This window comes from Bacillus altitudinis 41KF2b, from assembly GCF_000691145.1.
Lineage (GTDB): Bacteria > Bacillota > Bacilli > Bacillales > Bacillaceae > Bacillus > Bacillus altitudinis.
Map to the genome: position 1 here is coordinate 1 of NZ_ASJC01000007.1, position 21,771 is coordinate 21,771.

The 21,771-nt window shown below is 42.2% G+C and carries 14 protein-coding genes; 3 read left to right on the forward strand and 11 right to left on the reverse strand.

The genetic code is table 11. The features are described 5' to 3' along the window. Positions 1-435, forward strand: a 435-nt coding sequence (locus BA79_RS12905) for a BclA C-terminal domain-containing protein (RefSeq protein WP_035703196.1), incomplete at its 5' end; no start/stop codon positions are given. A gap of 31 nt (positions 436-466) precedes the next feature. Here BA79_RS12905 and BA79_RS12910 read toward each other — a convergent pair. The 9 genes from BA79_RS12910 to nirB (BA79_RS12950) all read right to left on the reverse strand — a co-directional run bounded on the left by BA79_RS12910 (position 467) and on the right by nirB (BA79_RS12950) (position 13,178). Beyond that, positions 467-1,027 (reverse strand): CatB-related O-acetyltransferase, encoded by a 561-nt coding sequence (locus tag BA79_RS12910; RefSeq protein ID WP_035703200.1) that lies wholly within the window; start codon positions 1,025-1,027, stop codon positions 467-469. Between the two features lie 64 nt (positions 1,028-1,091). Then, the gene (locus BA79_RS12915; RefSeq protein ID WP_035703202.1) at positions 1,092-2,459 is read right to left on the reverse strand and encodes an MATE family efflux transporter; all 1,368 of its coding nucleotides are present in this window, start codon (positions 2,457-2,459) and stop codon (positions 1,092-1,094) included. Between the two features lie 19 nt (positions 2,460-2,478). Then, positions 2,479-3,963 (reverse strand): D-alanyl-D-alanine carboxypeptidase/D-alanyl-D-alanine endopeptidase, encoded by a 1,485-nt coding sequence (gene dacB / locus BA79_RS12920; protein WP_008346599.1) that lies wholly within the window; start codon positions 3,961-3,963, stop codon positions 2,479-2,481. 131 nt (positions 3,964-4,094) lie between these two features. Beyond that, positions 4,095-5,075: a pectinesterase family protein gene (locus BA79_RS12925; protein WP_008346597.1), complete on the reverse strand. Its 981-nt coding sequence runs from the start codon at positions 5,073-5,075 to the stop codon at positions 4,095-4,097. 99 nt (positions 5,076-5,174) lie between these two features. Beyond that, positions 5,175-5,867 (reverse strand): DUF421 domain-containing protein, encoded by a 693-nt coding sequence (locus BA79_RS12930; protein WP_008346595.1) that lies wholly within the window; start codon positions 5,865-5,867, stop codon positions 5,175-5,177. A 66-nt stretch (positions 5,868-5,933) separates the two neighbouring features. Further along, a complete protein-coding gene (gene nirD, locus BA79_RS12935; RefSeq protein WP_008346593.1) occupies positions 5,934-6,257 on the reverse strand; it encodes a nitrite reductase small subunit NirD in 324 nt (107 codons plus the stop codon). A gap of 23 nt (positions 6,258-6,280) precedes the next feature. Continuing rightward, the gene (nirB, locus tag BA79_RS12940; RefSeq protein WP_017358862.1) at positions 6,281-8,692 is read right to left on the reverse strand and encodes a nitrite reductase large subunit NirB; all 2,412 of its coding nucleotides are present in this window, start codon (positions 8,690-8,692) and stop codon (positions 6,281-6,283) included. A gap of 89 nt (positions 8,693-8,781) precedes the next feature. Next, a complete protein-coding gene (gene nasC / locus BA79_RS12945; RefSeq protein ID WP_025207473.1) occupies positions 8,782-10,920 on the reverse strand; it encodes an assimilatory nitrate reductase catalytic subunit NasC in 2,139 nt (712 codons plus the stop codon). Continuing rightward, the gene (gene nirB, locus BA79_RS12950; RefSeq protein ID WP_025207474.1) at positions 10,917-13,178 is read right to left on the reverse strand and encodes a nitrite reductase large subunit NirB; all 2,262 of its coding nucleotides are present in this window, start codon (positions 13,176-13,178) and stop codon (positions 10,917-10,919) included. Before nirB (BA79_RS12950) ends, nasC begins: the two co-directional genes overlap by 4 nt. A 169-nt stretch (positions 13,179-13,347) precedes the next feature. On the opposite strand from nirB (BA79_RS12950), the gene BA79_RS12955 reads away from it, so the two are divergent. Next, positions 13,348-14,550: a nitrate/nitrite transporter gene (locus BA79_RS12955; RefSeq protein ID WP_017367412.1), complete on the forward strand. Its 1,203-nt coding sequence runs from the start codon at positions 13,348-13,350 to the stop codon at positions 14,548-14,550. Positions 14,551-14,613: 63 nt separating this feature from the next. Here the strand turns inward: BA79_RS12955 and gltD are convergent, their stop codons facing one another. Next, the gene (gene gltD / locus BA79_RS12960) at positions 14,614-16,098 is read right to left on the reverse strand and encodes a glutamate synthase small subunit (protein ID WP_008346585.1); all 1,485 of its coding nucleotides are present in this window, start codon (positions 16,096-16,098) and stop codon (positions 14,614-14,616) included. Between the two features lie 16 nt (positions 16,099-16,114). Then, positions 16,115-20,686, reverse strand: a complete 4,572-nt coding sequence (gltB, locus tag BA79_RS12965; protein WP_035703205.1) for a glutamate synthase large subunit — start codon at positions 20,684-20,686, stop codon at positions 16,115-16,117. Between the two features lie 153 nt (positions 20,687-20,839). Here gltB and gltC point away from each other — a divergent pair, with 153 nt between their 5' ends. Further along, positions 20,840-21,742, forward strand: coding sequence for a glutamate biosynthesis transcriptional regulator GltC (gene gltC / locus BA79_RS12970; protein WP_024718330.1), 903 nt, complete (start codon positions 20,840-20,842; stop codon positions 21,740-21,742). Positions 21,743-21,771 lie beyond the last annotated feature (29 nt).

Here is a 21,771-nt window from a genome sequence, read left to right on the forward strand (position 1 = left end):
ACTGGTGCCACTGGAGCTAGCGGTCCAACTGATACGGCACTTTATGCTGGAAATACAACAGGTCCTACAATCATTACTATTGCTGGTGGTACGAACATTGCTTTACCAAGTAATCAAAATATTAATGGATTTACGCCGAATGGTTCAAATGATACATTCACAGTCCAGCAAACAGGTAAATACTATATCACATATCAAGTAAATACCACTACTGCACTTTTAGTGAGCACAAGGCTATGGTTGAATGGATCAACTGCTATTCCAGGTTCAATTCAGTCCTCTGCCGTATCCACAACTTTTATGAGCAATACAGTTATTGTCAATTTAACAGCAGGAAATACAATTTCATTACAATTTTTCGGAGCGGTTGTAACAGCCATTCTAATAGGTGGTGGTGCAACCGGTGCATCACTTACCATCATCAGACTCAGCTAAGTGAAACGAAGATAAAAAAAGAAAGGCTCTGTCAGCCTTTCTTTTTTCTATCTTCAATTACGCTTATACAACGGTCAATATCAGGAGATTGCAAGAGGTGAAAAATAGACTGTATGAAAGAAAACTCTAAATTCCACCATTCTAATAACTGAAGTTTTTCAATGATATCAGAAGAAAACCGATATTTCATGAGCCGCTGCGGGTTCCCTGCGACAATCGCATATGGAGGCACATCTTTTGTAATCAGACTATTTGCTCCAATGACTGCCCCGTTTCCTATCTGTACTCCTGACATGATTGTTGCTCCATATCCAATCCAAACATCGTGCCCTATACACACATCCCCTTTTGATCGTGGATGTCCTTCAATATGGGCAGCATCTGTGAAAATTTGATTGAAGGGATATGTGGTGACCCAATCTGTTCGGTGTTCACCACCAAGAAAAACTTTTACTTCGTTTGCGATGGAACAAAACTTCCCTACATTCAGCGTTGTTCCTTCTCCCCACGTCAAGACTTGAAAATTTGGTCCAGCATAAGTGTAGTCACCTATATCATACGAACTGAGCTCACTTCTTTGATTTAAAAACATAGAAGATCATACCCCCTACAAAGTAATCGATCTTCGTATGTATATGCCAGATGATAGGCTCACATTATGATTGGACAAGTGCAACGATCTGCTTTTTCTTCCATACCAGTCGATAATAGCCATATTGGAGCAATAAGTTTACAAAAAAGGCTGCAGGATATCCTATCCATATTCCTTTGATCCCAAGCGATGTATGGTGTGATAGCACATAAGCCACTGGTACTTCAACAAGCCAAATGGAACAAATACTAAAGATGGTCGGCCATAGAACTGTTCCACTTGCTCTCATTGTGGCTGCAACGATTTGTGCTGTTCCAAAAATGAGATAGCTCCATAGGGTAATCACGACCAAACTATATGCAATGTCAATCGTTGCAGGATCTGTTAAAAAGATAGATAAAATTTGTGGTGCGAAAATATAGACGAAAATAATAATCAATCCGCCTATCGCAAAGTTTAGCCCCAGCCCAATTTTAATGACATCTTTCAAACGATTCATGTTTCCTGCGCCAATGAATTGTGCGGCGAAAATAGAAACCGCAATACCAAGGCTCACTGCAGGCATCTGTACATAACTTACGACTTGATTGACAACGCCATAGGCTGCTGTTGCCTGTGATCCATAATCGTTGACAAAAGAAATGACAGCAATTTCTGATAAAGAAATGAGAATCATATTAATACTAGAAGGGATACTTAACTTTAATAGCGTTTTTAATAAATCCCCTTTCATCAATAGATGCTTTCTAACCGACGCATCAATGCGCAGCGGGTGCTTTGTTTTATAAAGGTAGATATGAAGAATGATAAACGTAACGATTGTAGAAATCACAGAAGAATACGCAGCACCATATAAACCAAATGCCGGTAATCCAAGCCAGCCGAATAATAAAATCGGTAGCAGTAAAATATTTGTTCCTGTACTAATCATTAAGAAATAAAATGGAGTTTTCGAATCTCCTGTTCCTCGTAAAAAAGTTGTATAGACAAAATAAAGAAATAAGATGGGCATGGAGATGAATAGGATTCTGGCATATGCCGCACTTTCCTCCACAATATTTGCAGGTGTCCCCATCAAATGTAAAATATCTGTGGCAAAAAAACCTCCAATGACAGCTAAAGAAAGTCCGATTAAAAAGGTGAACGAAAGCGTTGTACCGATAATTTCCTTTAACCTCTGCTCATTTTTTGCTCCGTATGCTTGTCCAATCAGGATCGAGCTCCCTGATCCAATCCCAATGGAAAAAGAAACAAGTAAAAAGAAAAGTGGAAAGAATGCCGAAATCGCAGCTACTGCATCCTCTCCAATCCATCTACCGACAAGCACAATGGAAACAAGCTGTCCAATTGATTGCAAAATATTGCTTAATAAAAGTGGAATTAGAAAGATCGACATGGTTTTTACTAAAGATTGATTATTATCTAACGTCATGATGGTTCTCCTTCTCTGTCTAAAGATCCTCAGCTAACATGCTGACAATTCGGTCTTCTATCTCTTTTCCTTTTTCGTCATCAACGAGATGATTCAATAAGATGGAAAAAGCAAGCGTTTTTCCACTCTGCGTTTCAATATATCCAGATAGTGTGCTGACCGTTGATAGTGTACCTGTTTTTGCACGCACTTTTTCTAGTGTAGCTGGTTCTTTCAATCTATTTCTTAATGTACCTCCCACCATACGCTCACTTGCCCCAGCTAACGGAAGTGCATGGACATAGGTGTTAAACCATTTTTCCTTTTGAATGTTTGTCAAAAATAACGTGAATTGATTTGCAGAAACAAGGTTAATCGGTGATATGCCTGATCCGTCTCTCAACACAGTCATAGATGCATCTATGCCATAGGCAGGAAGACGTTCATTCAGCACGTCAAGCCCTTTGTCAAAACTCCCTTTGTTCTTTACCCGCTTCCCAAGTTCTTTTAACAGAATTTCTGCATGTGTATTGTTGCTTAATTTCATCATCGGAACAAGAAGATCGGATAAAGGCATTGATGTATGGGAAGCGATTTTTTTCGCTTTTTTAGGAACTTGTTTTGTTTTGAGTGGTCCTTTCAGCTGAATCCCCTCAGCCTTTAATGCTCGTTTCATTAAGTCTAAAGCATACGTTGTCGGTTCCCATAATGCGACCCATTGTTTAGACGAGGATGCTTTTAGCGGAATCGTTCCAGTCAGTGTAATTTTGTTTGTACCGTGAGAGCGTTTAAAAGATATTTTCTTCTTTCCGCCTTCTGGCACAGTTTTCACTTGATTGACAACTTGAGCGACGTCAGTCTTCGGGATCATCTCATAGCTGGCCTTCTGCCCTGCTTTCTTTCCCGGCTTAACTTCGAGAATGATCGTCCCTGCATCATAATCCTCATTCGGTGAAGCAGTAAGAGCAGATATTTGAGCGCCGTAATATTGATCTTCATCACTCCACGGCAGATCGATGGAATACCTTGTGTCATCAAACCAAGTATCATCAGCTGCAAGCTGTCCACGAATCGTATGTATTCCGGCCTTTTTGACTTGTTTGGCTAATGCGGCAAAATCGCTTTCTAACAATGTCGGGTCTCCAGAGCCTCGGAGATAAAGATTGCCGTGCAATGTTTTTTTGTGAATTGAACCATCTATCCAAACGTCTGTTGGAAAAGTGTGTGTTTCACCCAGTAGATCGAGTGCGATAGCAGATGTGAGTAATTTCATATTAGAAGCAGGAGTCAGACGGATGTCCGCTTGATGTTCATAAAGAAGAGAAGTGTCAGAAGTATCGCGTACGCTGATGCCAGCAATTGCGCCCTCTAAATCAGGTGCTGTTCGAATGAATTCGTCTAAAGAAGTGATCCATTTTGATTGATCATCATGAGCTGTTAGTTGTTCATCTTTCACTGAAAAAGGGAGAAATAACATCGACAAAATACATAGTTGTAAAAACATGACCTGTGAGAAACGTTTCACGCAATCCCTCCTTTTTAGAAAAGCAGCCAAATTTAGCAGATTATGTTCATTATACACAAAAGAACGTTTGTTCTCAAAGGTTTTTTAAACAGAAAAGTCAGCTTTCTTTGACGAAAACTGACAAGCCTCTTTTACCTTTTTTCAGGATTCCAGCCATCGCTTCCGCTAAGCACGGCTTGAACGGTGATTTGACTTGCTTCGTTTTTTGTTAATATCGTTGACCACTTCACCCGGTTTGCCACATGACTCCCTGCGCCCGTTGATCCATATTCTTGATATCTAGCCGTTCTTTCGTTGTCTTTGTTCTCCCAGTTATGCCATCCCTCAGCTTTAATATGTTCATCCATTTTTGTTTGGAGGAACGTGACAGCCGAATGAGGTCTCCACGGACGGCCTAAGTACACAGATTGAGACGCAGACGTTCCTTTATTTAACGTGGAATCAATAAAAACGTAGCCATACTTTTGCGCTTCTGTTGTGGATGCCGCTGTAATATATCCATTTCCAAGACTTTTTATTTCAGCTCTTTTAAATACAGCCGTTGCTGAACCAAAGATGAAGTCAACCGTGCCCTCGATATAGCAATCTTCATAATATTGTCTCCCTGTGCCTGTGGCATAAAGTGTATCTTGATAACCGAGAACACGTACGTGTTTAAACACAGCCCGGTCCCCGGATACATAAAGGGCAACCGCCTGCCCTGCGTTTCGGCCAGCTGTATTTTGAAACGTGATATTTTCTGCGTAAAAATGATTTGCCCGAATCATTGTACTAGAGCTATTGGTTGTGCTCCCGCTGCTTGCATTTGTATCATCATACGTCAGAATCGTCTGATACTGATTTTCTCCAATAAAGGACACATACGGCTTATTTTGCGGAAGGAGAATCTTTTCTTTATACACACCATTTTTAATATATATCGTCGTTTGCTGTTGATTGTTCACTGGTATCGCATCAATGGCAGATTGAACCGTTCGAAATGTCCCATTTCCTTTTTGGTCGACAATAAGCACGCGGTTTGTTTGATGGTTGTGTCCAGCTGCTTGCGCATAAGCTGAGTCAAAAAGCAGTAAGGCCAATACCATCATCAGCAGTCGTTTTCCATACTTCATCACACATCTCCCCCTTATATTGTGAACGTTTTCATTGACGTATTCTTTTTGATCCTATTCAGTTATAAAACAAAAAAACACAAAAAAACATCCACTGTGTTAGGTTGTGGATGTTTTTTCATATTTCATCGCATAAATTCCTTCATTTTCAATCCATTCACAAAATAGGACGTCTTTATAGGAGGATATGTGCTGTTTTTTCAATTGCTCTCTCAGCCACGCTTCATCAAATCCAGCTTCCTTTAAATCTTTTTTTAAAATCTCTCCGTCGATAATAAACGTTCTAGGCAATGTGACTTCTTTTCCTTTCACGTTCACATCTTCGGCTGTAGCTGGTGCATATTTCATTTTCGGAAGCACACTCACAGACCCATCCGTTTCCAAAATGGCAAATTCAATTTCATTAAGAGCAAAATGCCCTTTCGCTCGAATCAGCGTCTGCAGCTGATTTAAATCAAGCATATTTTTCTTTAATCGATTGTAGTGAATCTTTCCTTTATCAATCACAAGAGTCGGTCTTCCCTCTAAAAAAGCGCGAATGGATTTGAATTTTTGTGAAAGCCATTCAACTGTGTAGATTAAAACGCCCCAGACTGCAACTGCAAAAAGGATATGTAGCACGCTGACTTCTGGATCAAAAATGGCGTTACCAACCATCTCCCCTAAAATCAGTGCAGAAATAAAATCAAACGGCGTGATTTGTGCAAATTGTGTTTTCCCTAATAGCTTTGTAATGGAAAATAAAGCGAAAAATCCGATAAAGAGTTCAATCAAAATATTAAAAAATGGCACACATATACCTTCCTTTCTCACTGCATGTACTTACAGCATGTACAGGAAAGGAAGGTTCTAAACCATTTATGAAGGCAGTAAAATAAAGACGTCGTCTCCCTCAACCAATGCTTCATATGTTTTCACGCATCCATGATCTGGTTCTTGAACATTTCCTGATGAAAGGTTGATTTTCCAATCATGCATTGGACAGAAGACATGATCTCCGCTCACCATTCCTTCAGCTAGTACACCGCCTTTATGAGGACAGCGATTTTCAATGGCTTTGAACTGCTTGTTAGAGGTTTGAAAAACAGCTAATTCAAGTGGACCGGCTGCGACTGTTTTCCCTAGCTGCAATGGAAAATCTGATATTGTACCAATATGAACTTTTACAATTGAAACTGTCATCTGATCTCATCCCTTCAATTGATTTAGACGGAAGCAGTTGCCTTTTGAAATAATTGTCTTGTTTCTGTTTCGTTCTCTCGAATCTCTTGCCACGGTTCTTCATAAGTTGAAAGTGCGATGTCCATTCTTTCGATGAGTGCTGCACGTTTCTTGTCATCTAGCAGGACCGTTTGGATATGATTCAATCCAAGCCGTTCAACCCAAGCGGATGTTCTCTCTAAATAATTTGCGGTTTCTCTGTAATATTGAAGGTAGGCTGCGGCCATTTGTTCTACTTCTTCTGCTGTACTTACTTTCATTAATAAGTCTCCAGCTCGTAAATGTGTCCCTCCATTCCCGCCAGCATACAATTCAAATCCCCCATCGATACCTACGATGCCAAGATCTTTAATCCCAGATTCAGCACAGTTTCTTGGACAGGCTGATACGGCCATTTTGACTTTGTGCGGTGTGGCAAGTCCTTCAAATTTCTTTTCAAGTGCGATCCCAAGAGAAATGGAATCCTGCGTTCCGAATCTGCAAAATTGTTCTCCAACACAAGTTTTGACGGTTCTTAATGATTTTCCGTAAGCATAACCAGACGGCATATCTAAATCAGCCCATACTTTTGGTAAATCTTCTTTTTTGACACCTAAAAGGTCGATTCGCTGCCCTCCAGTCATTTTCACAAGCGGTATCTCATATTTGTCAACGACATCCGCTATTTTTCTCAGGTCATTAGCATTTGTCACGCCTCCGTACATACGTGGAACGACCGAATAGGTACCATCGTTTTGGATGTTGGCATGCATTCGTTCATTCACAAATCGCGAGCTTTTTTCATCTTTGTAGTCAAGCGGATACATCATCCCTAAATAGTAATTCAGTGCAGGCCGGCACTTTGAACAGCCTTCTTCTGTTTCCCAGTCAAGTACATTCATCACTTCTTTGACATGCTGCAAACCTTTCTCTTTTATTTCATGAATCACTTCATCTCTTGATAAGGTGGTGCAGGCGCAGATGGTTTCTTTTTGCGCAGTGCGGTTTGCATCATCGCCTAAAGTGTGCCATAAAATCTCTTCCACAACAGGTTGGCAGCCTCCGCATGACCGAGAAGCACTTGTACATTGCTTGACCTCTTGTATAGTCGTTAGGCCTTCTTTTTGAATAGCTGCCACTATTTGACCTTTTGAGACACCATTACAGCCACAAACGATATGGTCGTTTGCCATTTGTTCAATCGTGTTTTCTTGCGCCAGCTCATTTGATGTTAAGACAGATACTTTTTCCATATCTGACATATCAACACCTTCTCTAATGTACGAGAATAAACGTGGTCCATCGCTTGTTTCTCCAAACATGACGGCGCCGACTAATCGGTTTTGCTGGAAGACTAGTTTTTGATAAATACCTTGCTGTTCATCAAAAATTTTAATCGCTTTTTTCTCATCGTTTTCGATAAAATCTCCAGCTGAAAATACATCAACCCCTGATACTTTTAGCTGTGTCGATAGTACAGATCCTTCATAAGGCGTCGGGGCCATATCACAAACATGCTTCGCAAGCACGTTTGCTTGATCGTATAATGGCGCAACAAGACCGTACGTTTGTCCTCTATGTTCAACACATTCTCCGACTGCGTAAATCCGCGGGACACTTGTTTCCATGAAATCATTGACGATAATCCCCCGGTTCACTTCAATGCCGCTCGTTTCGGCAAGCTTGTGATTCGGTTTAATTCCTGCTGCCATGACCACCATATCTGTCTCTAATGTAGAACCATCTGAAAATGTTAGCCCTTCTACCCTTGTATCTCCTAAAATCTCATTTGTCTGTTTTCCTAATAGAAAGCTCATGCCTTGTTTTTCTAAAGCTGCTTGCAGAAGCTGACCTGCCACCGGATCGAGCTGCCGGTCCATTAGATGAGAGCCAAGATGAATGACGGTCACTTCCATTCCTAAGTTTAGTAGACCACGCGCGGCTTCAAGTCCAAGGAGCCCGCCTCCAATGACGGCTGCTTTTTTGTACATCATAGATGCTTTGACCATTTCCTCTGTGTCTTGTAATGTACGAAAAGCTGTTACCCCTTTTTTATCGCTCCCTGGAATGGGCGGGATGAACGGGAGGGACCCTGTCGCTAAAATTAAACGGTCATAATGCACGGTCCGTCCTTGATCACTCATAACGGTTTGATTGTCTGGATCGATCTTCACAATGGTCTCATTTGTAAACAGCTGAATATGATGTTCTTTGTACCAATTCCAATCGTTTAACGTAATATCCTCTGTCTTTGTATCCCCTTGGAGAACTTTCGATAAAAGAATCCGATTATAGTTAGGATACGGCTCAGTTCCAAATACAGTCATGTCGAATCGTTCATTGTCTGTTTTTAAAATGTTTTCGAGCGTTCGGATACCAGCCATACCATTCCCTACTAATACGAGTTTTTCTTTCATGAAAAACACCCCTCATGTGATCGTTTTTTAGAAAGTACCATAATCTAAACAAAGATGGAAAATACATGTTAAAATTTCTCACATAGTTTTCAATTCTTGTAGGCTGACAGCTGTACAGGACAATATTTAAAACCTGGCATTTTACTGTGTGGATCTAACTGTTTACCAATTAATAGGTTAATTGATTGATGTTTATTCCAGTGAAACGGAACAAACACAGTATCTTTTCGGATGCTATCTGTTATGTGGCACCTCATGATGACACTACCTCGTTTTGACTGGATGGTGACGAGCTCCCCGTGCTGAAGTCCATAAGCTTCGGCTGTGTCAGGATGAAGCCCTACATAAGCTTCAAACTGCCGGGCAACAAGAGAGGTGCTTTTTCTTGTTTGAACGCCCGTTTGGTAATGAGCCATCACCCTGCCGGTCGTTAAATAGAGTGGATATTCTGGACTGACTGGTTCTTTTGCACCCTGTTGTCCATGTGCAACGACTGCAAATTTTGCTAATTTATCAGGATGTGAGAATTGATGCTCAAATAGTCTTTCTGTTCCTCGGTCTTCCAAATGAGAGCAGGGCCATAATATGCCTTGCGTCTTCCTTAACCTGTCATAGGTCATACCGGAATAATCGGCTTTGGCTCCTTTCGTTGCTGTTCTCAATTCCTCAAAGATGTCTTCTGCAGATGAAAAAGAAAAAGAGCCGCCTTTGCCTAATACTGCTGCTATTTCACAAATGATTTGCCAATCGTGCTTTCTTTGGTGTTTGAGTGGATAGGTTGCTTCTCTCAGCGTAACGCGTCCTTCTATGTTCGTCATGGTCCCTTCGTCCTCTAAATATGACGAAGCTGGTAAAATAACATCTGCGAGTGCAGCCGTCTCAGAGATAAATAAATCAATTGCGACAAAAAAGGACAGCTGCTCGATGGCTTTTTTGATAAAGCTTGCATGCGGACCTGATTGAACAGGATTAGAACACATTAAAAAGAGCGCTTTTATCTCTCCTTTCTGCATTTTTTCAAACATTTCAAAAGCAGATACACCTTTTCCAGGCAGTTCTTTTTCATCGATCTTCCATATTTCGGCCATTTCTTTTCTATGTACTGGGTTTGTGATATCACGGTAACCAGGAAGCTGATCTGCTTTTTGTCCATGCTCTCTTGCACCCTGTCCATTTCCTTGCCCAGTAATGGCACCATAGCCACACCCAATCCGGCCAATCTTCCCAGTAACAAGCAGAATATTCAGGAAATTACGAACGGATGCTGTCCCGTCTATTTGCTGCTCAATGCCTCTTGCAGTCAGAATCATGCCTGTTTTTTCGCGGGCGAATTTTCTCGCTATTTTTTGAATGACTTTCATCGATACACCGGTTTGCTGCGTAATGTCTTGCAGGGACATGTGTGAAATATGCTGTTTCATTTCTTGAAAACCTGATGTTCGTTTTTTAATAAATTCTTCGTCTAGTAACTGTTCATGAAGCATGACGTGTAAGATTCCATTTGCGAGTGCAGCATCTGACCCAGGCCTTAAGCTGACATGTAAGTCAGCTAGTTTGGCTGTTGCTGTTTTTCGCGGATCGATCACGATGAGAAATGCCCCGTTCTTTTTAGCTTCTTCCAAATACGGTATGAGGGTCGGCTGACATTCCGCTATATTGGTTCCAACCAATAGTAAAACCCGGGCATGCTTGATGTCACGAAGCGGAAAGGTTAGACCCCGATCAAGTCCAAATGTTTGGTTAGCTGCTGTTGCTGCTGAAGACATACACAGTCTTCCATTGTAATCAATGTATTTCGTTTTAAGGGCGACCCTTGCAAATTTTCCGAGTAAATAAGCTTCTTCATTTGTAATCGATGCACTACCATACACACTGATAGCATCGTTCCCATGTTCCGTCTGAAGGGTTTGAGTGCGTGCTTTGATTTCGTCAAGTGCCTCTTGCCAAGTCACTTTGACAAATTGACCGTTTCTTTTGATGAGGGGGTGATTCAATCGTTCCTTGTGCAGTGCGTGCTGGTGGGCATGCTGCCCTTTCATACAGATCCTGCCGAACGTGGTTGGATTATGAATACCTATCGTCTGGTAGCGTGTTCGCCCTTCTGCGTGCTGCTCGACTAATTGCATTTTGCACTGCATACTGCAAAACGGACATTGAGATGGGAACACCCTTTTTCGCTCTTGCTGCTCTGATGTTTGCTGCACATATTGTAAAAAAGATTGATTCATACATTCACACCCTTTTGTCTACTTTGCTCAAATTGCTCGCAGAGCTCTTCTCTCATTTCCTCATCGAGCAATTTTTCTCGGATGGAAATGATGCCGTTTTTTTGGATCCAGTCTCCAATAGATTCTTGAAAATATGCACGTTTTCTATAGTCTTCAAGCAGTGCTTTTAAAAAAGGAATCAGCTCATCCGTTCGGCTCACAGAATAAAAAAGCTGACCTGCCTTAGGTTGACGTATGCTGCCTCCTATATAAATGTCCCATTCATCCAGCTGCTTCTTGATGCAGATGTCATAGATGGGGCTGAAATGACATACGCAGGAAGGACCAGCGATATGAATCGATGTGACTGCAGGTAAAAGCGTGTTTTCTAGTTGTCTTTCGATCTCCATGACAAGTGTTGTGACAGATGGATCGTGACGACAATCACATGATAGAACATGAGAAAGTCTCTTGCTTTCTTGTGGCATGATGTGTCCATGTTCTTTTACAATATGGTCGGCCTCTTGTGAAATACCGATCAGCCGAATTCGTTTATTCTCCGTTAGTTCTACGTGCTGAATTTGCTTTTGCTCTAATAATCCGGTTATCATCTGTAAAAATGTCAGATCAAGACGGCCACCATATAACTGAGGCATTAGTATGTGCTCATGATCTGATGGGCTGTCTTTTACGAAAAGATCTTGAAACTGCTCAAGATAGTATGGAATGGCTGCTCGGCACTTGTCACAGCCGTTATCTGTCATCCAATCAAATTGTCTTCTTACTTGCTCTTCATTCAGCGGCTGCTGCTTTTTTACATACGAAAAAATGGTCTCTTCCTCTACATTTGTGCACGAGCAAAACGTGTCCAGTGCTTCCGTTAGCTGATTTGATGAGACATGGCAGCAGGCACGAACAAGCTCTTGACAGCCTCCGCAGCCCGTTGCGGCCCCTGTCTGTTTTTTTATCTCTTCTAAATTTGTCAGCTGATGGACCGATATGCTTTTGAATATCGCTCCCTTCGTCACCGTGTGGCATTGGCAGATGAGATCCTCTGTTTTTAATGAATCTAAAGGGGATATCTGCTCTTCATTCAGTGATTTCATGACTACGCTTTTATCACGCCCCACTTTTACATCCTGCAAAAGCTGCTCAGCTCTCTCAAGTTGACCAACTAATACAACGCCTGTGAGCACATCATGTTCAAACACTAGTTTTTTATATACTTCTTGTTCTTCATCTAAGTAAGTCACCACTGAAGCGGAGGGGGATCGGTTTACAATACTGCCAGCAGAATAAATAGATATGTCATTTGCTTTCAATTTTGTTGAATAAATGGCAGGAGGTAAATTCGTGACCAGTTCATCTAATAAATGATTCGCAAGCACGTTTGCTTGTTCATAAATAGGCTGCACAAGACCGTGCACCATTCCCTTATGCTCTGCACATTCTCCAATAGCATAAATATTCTCAACGTTTGTCTGCATGACATCATTTACAACAATGGCTTTTCTTGTATGAATGCCGTGCTGTTTTGCAAGCTCTATATTCGGACGGACCCCTGTTGTGAAAACCACGAGATCAGCATCCACGATGTCTCCACTTTTTAACAGAACGCCTTCTACTCTCTCGTTTCCTAAACATGCAATCGTATGAGCATTTGTTTTTACCTGAATCCCCTTGCGACTTAATTGTTGAGACAAAAGCCCTGCAGCGGTTTCATCTAATTGGCGTTGCATAAGCCAATCCGTGTGATGAATCAAGGTTGTCTTCAGTCCAGCGATCTGTAAACCAGCGGCCACTTCCACACCAAGTACACCACCTCCAATGACTGCTGCACGCTCATAGCGTAAAGAATCAGCGTAAATGGCCTCATAATCGTCAATCGTACGAAAAGCATAGACCCCTTTTTTGGATACGCCTTGTATAGGTAGAAAATGAGGCGATGAGCCTGTGGCGATAACCAGTTTGTCATACGGGATATTCCGGCGTGCTTCTGTCATGAGCAATTGACGCTTTGTATCGATGTGGACAACTGCTTCGCCTGTTTGGATGGTGATGTCATGTTTGGTGTACCATTCTTTTGGCTTTAGTTCAATTTGAGACAATGATTCACTTTTTTGTAAAACCGATGAAAGTTTTATTCGGTTGTAGGCCGGGTGCTTCTCTTTTCCAATGATCGTGATGGAATAGCGTTCTGGCTGATTCTTTACGATATGCTCGATACATTTCATACTCGCCATGCCGTTTCCGATAAACACGAGTTTACGTTTTGCCATGTGAGATCAACCTTTCTAGCTTTTTGCGCCAAAGCAATGTTTGCCTAGATTATGGCACACATTTGTAAAAAAGTGTTTATCCATGTCATTTTTTCTAACACAATACTTCCATTCCTTCTATCAACTCGCTATCTTTAAGTCAGAAAATTCAAAATAAAGGAGTGGTTTTGTGAAACTCTCAGAATTGACTTCTAGTGGTCATCCTAAGACATTGTTTGGTTCATTTTTATATTTTGACGTGAGTTTCATGATTTGGGTTTTGCTGGGGGCACTCGGTGCTTTTATTGCACAAGATTTTGCCTTATCGACAATAGAAAAAGGCATGATTGTAGCCATTCCGATTTTATCCGGATCTTTTTTTCGAATTGTGCTAGGCCTATTAACAGACCGAATGGGACCTAAAAAAACAGCGATGATGGGCATGATTTTGACCACCATTCCGCTTATATGGGGGTTTTTCGGTGGTACAACCCTTTCAGAGCTAGTACTGATCGGGATTTTATTAGGGGTTGCAGGTGCGAGTTTTGCGGTCGCTTTACCGATGGCAAGCCGCTGGTACCCTCCTCATTTACAAGGGGTAGCGATGGGAATTGCCGGCGCCGGAAACAGCGGAACACTGATCTCGACACTCTTTGGACCAAGGCTTGCGGAGATGTATGGCTGGCATACAGTGATGGGGCTCGCTCTTATTCCTTTAAGTTTCGTCTTTTTGTTTTTTATTTTCACAGCAAAAGATGCACCAAACCAGCCGGCCCCTCAGCCGCTTCGGTCCTATTTTTCAGTCTTTAAAGTAAAGACAACGTGGTTTTTCTGTCTTCTTTATGCAATTACATTCGGTGGTTTTGTCGGACTTTCAAGTTTCTTGAGTATTTTCTTTGTGGACCAATATGCGATTTCAAAAATTCATGCCGGTGATTTTGTGACGCTTTGTGTGGCGGCAGGCAGCTTCTTTCGGCCAGTTGGCGGTTTGATTGCCGATAAAATTGGCGGGATGAAAGTACTGCTCGGTTTATTTGCTTTGATTGGTATCTGTTTAGGGGCAGTGAGTAGTCTACCTGCTTTACCAGTGGTCATTGCGCTTTTATTTGTCGGAATGATGTGTCTTGGTATGGGGAATGGGGCGGTGTTCCAGCTTGTGCCGCAAGTGTTTCATAAGGAAATTGGGATTGTGACTGGAATTGTAGGGGCTGCAGGAGGCATTGGGGGATTCTTTTTACCAAACGTTCTTGGCAGTTTAAAAGAAATGACGGGCTCCTATACATTTGGCTTTTTGACCATTTCTCTTTTTGTTCTTGCTGTCTTCCTCTGTTTGGTTGTCTCCCAGTTCAAACGTAAAAAAGTCATTATCCAGCCAACCATGTCTGAATCATAAAAAGCCATGACCACTCTTTGGTCATGGCTTTTCTCTATATATGGTAAACACCCTTTGTTTGACCTATTTTGGCAGAACCGAACTCCCCATTAAATAACGGTCTACCTCATGCGCCACTTGTCTGCCTTCGTTAATTGCCCAGACAATCAAGCTTTGACCGCGTCTTGCATCTCCCGCTGCAAATACGCCTTCTACATTCGTCGTATATTCCCCATATTTTGCGTCAATCCGATTGTTTTTGCTGTCCACGCCAAAGTGTTTCACTAGCGGCTGTTCAGTTCCCTCAAAACCAATCGCAATAAAGACTAGCTGAGCTGGCCATACCTTCTCTGTTCCTGGAATCTCATGAAATTCAAACTTCCCTTGCTCGTTTTTCACCTTTTCCATTTGAATGGTATGAAGCTCTTTTAACTTCCCATTTTTATCAGCCACAATCTTTGTGGTTTGAATCGAATATTGCCGCGGATCTTCTCCAAATTTTGCTTGTGCTTCTTCGTAAGCATAATCTAGAGAGAAGACATAAGGCTGTTCTGGCCACATGTTATCCCCTACACGTGTATCTGGAAGCTTTGGATGCTTTCCGAATTGAACAACACTTTTTGCTTTTTGGCGAAGTGCAGTTGCGACGCAGTCAGCGCCTGTATCTCCTCCGCCAATCACAATGACGTCTTTCCCTTTTGCGTCAATAAAGTTTTTATCTTTGAATCCTGAATCAAGCATGCTTTTTGTTGCGAGTGTTAAATAATCCATTGCCAGGTGAATCCCTTTTGCTTCCCTGCCTTCAATTAACAGGTCACGCTGCTTTTGTGCACCTGTACAAAGGATGACCGCATCAAATTGCTCTTTCAGTTCATCAGCCGTGATATCCACACCAATTTCTGTATTGGTCACAAAGTCAATGCCTTCTTGTCTTAGCAGTTTAACTCTGCGCTCAACGACTTCTTTGTCGAGCTTCATATTCGGAATACCATAAGTGAGCAGTCCACCAAGACGATCAGATCGTTCAAACACGGTTACAGCGTGCCCTGCTTGGTTTAGTTGGTCTGCACTTGCCAGTCCTGCTGGTCCTGATCCGACAATGGCAACCTTTTTCCCTGTACGGCTTGAAGGAATTCTTGGTGTAATCCAGCCATTTTCAAAACCTTTATCAATGATCGTCCGTTCGATATTTTTAATCGATACTGCTGGATCATTGATCGCGACGGTACATGAGCCTTCACAAGGTGCTGGACATACTCTTCCAGTAAATTCAGGGAAATTGTTCGTTTTTTGTAGTCTTTCAAGCGCTTCTTTCCATCTGCCCCGGTAGACAAGGTCATTCCATTCTGGAATTAAATTGTAGATCGGGCAGCCAGAAACGCCGCCCCTGATCTCCATCCCAATTTGACAAAACGGTGTTCCGCAATCCATACATCTAGCACCCTGCTGTTTCAATACCTCATCTGTATAAGGAGCTGAATATTCTTTCCAGTCATTTTGACGAGTGAGAGGGTCACGTTCATTTGGCTTTTCTCTTTTATAATCCATAAAACCTGTTGCTTTGCCCATTGTCCTCTCCCCTTTCTTAATGAGCGACGGCTGCTTTTTGCCCGTTTGCCGTTTCTTTATTTTTCGGTTTTGTGTTTGCTTCAAATGCGAACATAACAGCTTCCTCGTGGCTGAGGCCTGCTTGTTTTTGTTCCTCAATGCTTTGAAGCATCATTTTGTAATTTCTCGGAATGATCTTAATGAATTGATTCTTTTCTTGTGCCCAGTTCTCTAGAAGCGCTGCTGCTTTTGAGCTGTTTGTATAATCAAGGTGTTCCTGAATCATTTGCTTCACTTCTTGTTCTTCTTCGTGATCTGTGAGTTTTTCAAACATGATCATTTCCATGTTACACATTCTTTTGAACTGTTTTGCATCGGATGTATGCACATAAGCGATACCGCCAGACATCCCTGCGCCAAAGTTCTTCCCAACGTCACCTAAAATGACAACACGTCCGCCAGTCATGTATTCACAGCCGTGATCACCGATTCCTTCAACGACCACATTGACACCTGAATTACGAACGGCAAATCGTTCACCTGCACGACCGTTAATATACGCTTTTCCGCTTGTCGCGCCGTAAAATGCAACGTTACCGACAATCACGTTCTCATGTCCATTTTGTACAAAGTGATCAGATGTTTTGACAGCAATTTTGCCTCCAGAGAGTCCTTTGCCGATATAGTCATTTGAGTCACCTGTTAAATATAAAGACATCCCCTTTGGAACAAATGCGCCGAAGCTTTGTCCAGCTGAACCAGTGAACCGAAGTGTGATCGTATCCTCTGGCAGACCTTCTTCTCCGTAGCGCTTAGACACTTCACTGCCCGTAATCGTTCCAGCTACACGGTGAATGTTGCGAATGTTTAGTGACAGATCAACCGGTGTTTGATGATCGAGCGCTTCCTGTACATAAGGGAGAATCTCATTCATATCCAGTGATTCATCAATTTTATGATTTTGCGGCGTTCTGAATGTGCGTGGTCCCTCTGGCTGATATAGCAGGGTTTCAAGGTTCAGCTGTCCTGCTTTCCAGTGTGCTTTTGCTCTTTCACTTACTGATAAGACATCCGTACGCCCAATCAATTCATCCATTGATGTAAAGCCAAGTTCAGCTAAAATTTCTCTTACTTCCTCTGCAATAAACATCATGAAGTTGACAATGTGATCAGGGTCACCCATGAATTTTTTGCGAAGTTCTGGGTTTTGAGTAGCGACTCCGACTGGGCAAGTATCTAAATGACATGCTCTCATCATGACGCATCCTAATACGACAAGTGGAGCTGTCGCAAAGCCGTATTCTTCTGCTCCTAAAATCGCAGCCATGACAACGTCGCGTCCTGTCATTAATTTGCCATCCGTCTCAAGAACGACTCGCTCTCGAAGACCGTTTAAGACAAGGGTTTGATGCGCTTCTGCCAATCCAAGCTCCCAAGGAAGTCCTGTATGTTTAATACTTGTTTTCGGAGAAGCTCCAGTACCGCCATCATATCCACTAATTACGATGACATCCGCTGTCCCTTTTGCGACACCTGCTGCAATCGTACCAACGCCAGCTTTAGAAACTAGCTTGACGCTGATGCGTGCGTCACGGTTTGCGTTTTTCAAATCATGGATCAATTGAGCCAAATCCTCGATTGAATAAATATCATGGTGAGGCGGTGGTGAGATTAGGCCAACACCTGGCGTAGAACCACGTACGTCTGCGACCCAAGGATACACTTTATTTCCTGGCAGCTGTCCGCCTTCTCCCGGCTTTGCACCTTGCGCCATTTTAATTTGCAGTTCATCTGCATTGACTAAATAATGACTTTTCACGCCAAAGCGGCCAGAAGCAATCTGTTTAATTGCACTTCTGCGATCATCTCCGTGCTCATCTACTGTAAAGCGAGCAGGATCTTCCCCGCCTTCTCCGCTGTTGCTTTTGCCGCCAATTCGGTTCATCGCAATCGCTAGTGCTTCATGCGCTTCTTTACTTAATGAACCAAATGACATCGCACCTGTCTTAAAGCGGCGTACAATGGATTCAGCAGATTCAACTTCTTCCAGACGAACTGGCTTTTGTTTTGAATGAAAAGCAAATAGATTTCTAAGGAAACCAATTCGTTCTTCATCCGCTGCCTTCGTATATTGCTTAAATAAATCATAATCCTCGTTGCGGCATGCCCACTGAAGGGTATGAATGGTTTTTGGGTTAAAGGCATGATGCTCTCCATTTTTTCTCCACTGGAACTCACTGCCTGATTCTAGCGTTTGATCAGTTGATGCCTGATACCCAGCCTCATGACGAAGCTTTGCTTCACTTGCAATGGTGTCAAGATCAATTCCGCCTAGCTGCGAAGCTGTTCCTGTGAAATATGCCTGGATGACTTCTTCACTAATGCCGACTGCTTCAAAAATTTGTGCGCCTCGATAGCTTTGGACAGTGGAAATTCCCACTTTAGACATTACTTTAACGACGCCCTCAGTCACACTTTTGCCAAACTTTGTGACAGCCTCATCAAAGCTAATCGCAATCGCTTCTTCAGCAATAAGCTGTTTGTATGTTTCGTAAACGAGGTACGGATGGATCGCATCTGCACCGTAGCCAATCAGTGCGGCAAAATGATGAACCTCTCTTACTTCTCCAGATTCGACGATTAAGCTCACCTTTGTTCGTAAGCCTTGACGCACAAGATGCTGATGAAGTGCACTTAATGCAAGAAGTGGTGGAATCGGCACTTTTTCTTCCGTCATGTCACGATCGGAAAGAATTAGTAAAGATACCCCTTCACGAATGGCTTTTTCTGCCTCTTCAAACATCGCATCAAGACCGCGTTTTAGGTCATCAGTGAAAAGTGTATGAATCGTTTTGCTTTTAAAGGCGTTATGAACAATCGTTTTCAAGCCGTTGAACTGCCCGCTTGTTAAAACGGGTGTATAAAGTTTAATTCTTCGGCATGAATATTCATTTGGATGTAAAATATCTCCCTCAGCACCTAACCAAGTCATGGTCGATGTAACAAGCTGCTCACGAATGGCATCAATTGGCGGGTTCGTTACTTGAGCAAACAGCTGTTTGAAATAAGAAAACAGCGACTGCGCACGATCTGATAACACAGCAAGCGGTGTATCACTTCCCATCGAGCCTATTGGGTCCTTGCCTTCTTCTAGTAAAGGAATTAAATACTTTTGAATGTCTTCGTACGTATAATGGAAAGCACGCTGACGCGTTAACAAATCACTCATTATACTAGAATTTTCTGAATTTTCTTCCGAGCGATTGACGTGAACCATTTCTTCATCGAGCCATTTTTGATAAGGAAGTTCATTCGCAATCGAAGATTTCACTTCTTCATCAGAAATAATGCGTCCTTCTTCTAAATCGATTAACAGCATTTTACCTGGTTCAAGACGGTCTTTATACTTCACATCTTCTTCATTTGTGTCGATGACGCCGACCTCAGATGAGAAAATGATATGATCGTCATTTGTCACATAGTATCTCGCGGGTCTTAATCCGTTCCGGTCTAAGATGGCGCCGATTTGTTTACCATCCGTAAACGAAATCGCTGTCGGGCCATCCCACGGCTCCATTAACGAACTATGGTATTCATAAAATGCCCGTTTCTCTTTTGACATGTGCGTATTCTCCGTCCACGGCTCAGGAATCAGCATCATCGCTGTATGAGCAGGAGTCCGCCCTGCAAGCACGAAAAATTCAAAGGCATTGTCTAAAATGGATGAATCACTTCCGTCTGCATTCAGCACTGGCAAAATCTTGTCTAGATCTTCTCCGAAGGCTTCAGACACGAATTGTTGTTCTCTTGCTCTCATCCAATTGATGTTTCCTCTTAATGTGTTGATTTCTCCGTTATGAATTAAGTAACGGTTTGGATGCGCTCGTTCCCATGTCGGGAATGTATTTGTACTAAATCTTGAATGAACGAGTGAAAATGCAGAAACAAATGTTTCATCCTGTAGATCAAGATAAAAAGCATCAACTTGATCTGATGTTAAAAGCCCCTTATATACAATGGTTTGACTAGACAGACTGACAAAGTAAAATTGTTTTTCCTCTGCTGTTCCCCAGTTTTCAGCCTGCTTGCGGATGACGTATAATTTTCGTTCAAATGACAAACGGTCTGTTACGTTGTCGTTTGCTCCGATGAACACTTGCCGGACAACCGGACAGCTCTTCGCTGCAACCGTTCCAATTTTCCCAGCATCAACAGGGACCGTTCTCCAGCCAATTAATGTTTGCCCTTCTTGTTTAATGAAGCCGTTGATCTTTTGTTCGATCGCTTGACGCGTTTTGGCATCATCATCTTTTGAAAAGAACACCATTCCTACCCCGTAACGGCCCTTTTCAGGAAGTGCAAAGTCTTGGCAGTTCTTTCTAAAAAAAGCGTCTGGCAGTTGTACCATTAATCCGGCACCATCACCTGTATACGGATCACTGCCTTGCCCGCCGCGGTGATCAAGCTGGCACAGCATTTGCAATCCCTTTTTGACGATGCTATGTGTCGCCTCCCCTTTTAAATGGGCGTACAGTCCGATTCCACATGCATCATGTTCAAATTCAGGACGGTAGAGACCTTGTGGTTGTGGTAGTTGATTATAAGTCATCGTTTCTCTCCCCCGTTTAAAAGATCCGTTTTTTCACAGTAATAAAATCTCACAAACTCTGTAACTTATTTTAAGTTTTCAAATTAATATAAACAATATATAATTTAGATCAAAACAATCTCTTTTTGAGATAGATGGGTGTGAAGTGCAAAAATGGAGCTTCGTCAATTACGCTATTTTGTAGAAGTTGCTGACCGTGAACACGTGTCAGAAGCGGCTGAAAACTTACACGTTGCCCAATCTGCCATCAGCCGGCAGATTGCCAATTTAGAAGAAGAACTTGGAGTGGCTTTATTCGAACGAGAAGGACGAAATATCAAATTAACGAAAATCGGCAGACAATTTTTGGACCATGTCAGAACCGCCCTAAAAGCGATAGATTACGCCAAAGAACAAATTGATGAATACTTAGACCCTCACAAAGGGACAGTGAACATTGGATTTCCTACAAGTCTAGCAAGCCAAGTGCTCCCTTCTGTCATTTCCGCATTTAAGCTGGAATATCCAGAGGTCGATTTTTTACTTCGTCAAGGTTCCTATAAGTTTCTGATTGAAGCTGTCAAAAATCGAGACATTGATCTTGCCTTTTTAGGACCCGTCCCGACAAACGATCCTCAAATAGAAGGAAATATCTTGTTTTCCGAAAGCATTTATGCCCTTTTGCCTATTAGTCACCCCTTTAGCGGGCAAAGAAGTATTCATTTAAGTGATTTGAGAAAAGACCATTTCGTTTTATTTCCTGAAGGGTATGTGCTGAGACAAATTGCGGTTGATGCCTGTAAGCAGGCTGGCTATGAGCCTACTATCTCATCTGAAGGAGAAGATTTGGATGCCATTAAAGGTCTTGTGTCAGCGGGTATGGGCGTTACCTTATTACCCGAAAGTGCTTTTTATGAAACAACACCGCGATTTACAGTGAAAATTCCCATTGATTTCCCTCAAGTGAGAAGAACGGTCGGAATTATTGCGTCTAAATCAAGAGAGATGTCTCCTTCTGCCCATGATTTTTATATGTTTGTAAAAGACTTCTTTTCAAAAATTGAACAATATAAATAATTCACTAAAACAAGACATTTCATTTGTAG

Excerpts from the sequence above, each read along its gene's own strand:
- BA79_RS12910 (WP_035703200.1), bottom strand. The coding sequence starts at position 1,027 with ATGTTTTTAAATCAAAGAAGTGAGCTCAGTTCGTATGATATAGGTGAC.
- BA79_RS12915 (WP_035703202.1), bottom strand. The coding sequence starts at position 2,459 with ATGACGTTAGATAATAATCAATCTTTAGTAAAAACCATGTCGATCTTT.
- BA79_RS12925 (WP_008346597.1), bottom strand. The coding sequence starts at position 5,075 with ATGAAGTATGGAAAACGACTGCTGATGATGGTATTGGCCTTACTGCTT.
- nirD (WP_008346593.1), bottom strand. The coding sequence starts at position 6,257 with ATGACAGTTTCAATTGTAAAAGTTCATATTGGTACAATATCAGATTTT.
- nirB (WP_017358862.1), bottom strand. The coding sequence starts at position 8,692 with ATGAAAGAAAAACTCGTATTAGTAGGGAATGGTATGGCTGGTATCCGA.
- nasC (WP_025207473.1), bottom strand. The coding sequence starts at position 10,920 with ATGAATCAATCTTTTTTACAATATGTGCAGCAAACATCAGAGCAGCAA.
- nirB (WP_025207474.1), bottom strand. The coding sequence starts at position 13,178 with ATGGCAAAACGTAAACTCGTGTTTATCGGAAACGGCATGGCGAGTATG.
- gltD (WP_008346585.1), bottom strand. The coding sequence starts at position 16,098 with ATGGGCAAAGCAACAGGTTTTATGGATTATAAAAGAGAAAAGCCAAAT.
- gltB (WP_035703205.1), bottom strand. The coding sequence starts at position 20,686 with ATGACTTATAATCAACTACCACAACCACAAGGTCTCTACCGTCCTGAA.
- gltC (WP_024718330.1), top strand. The coding sequence starts at position 20,840 with ATGGAGCTTCGTCAATTACGCTATTTTGTAGAAGTTGCTGACCGTGAA.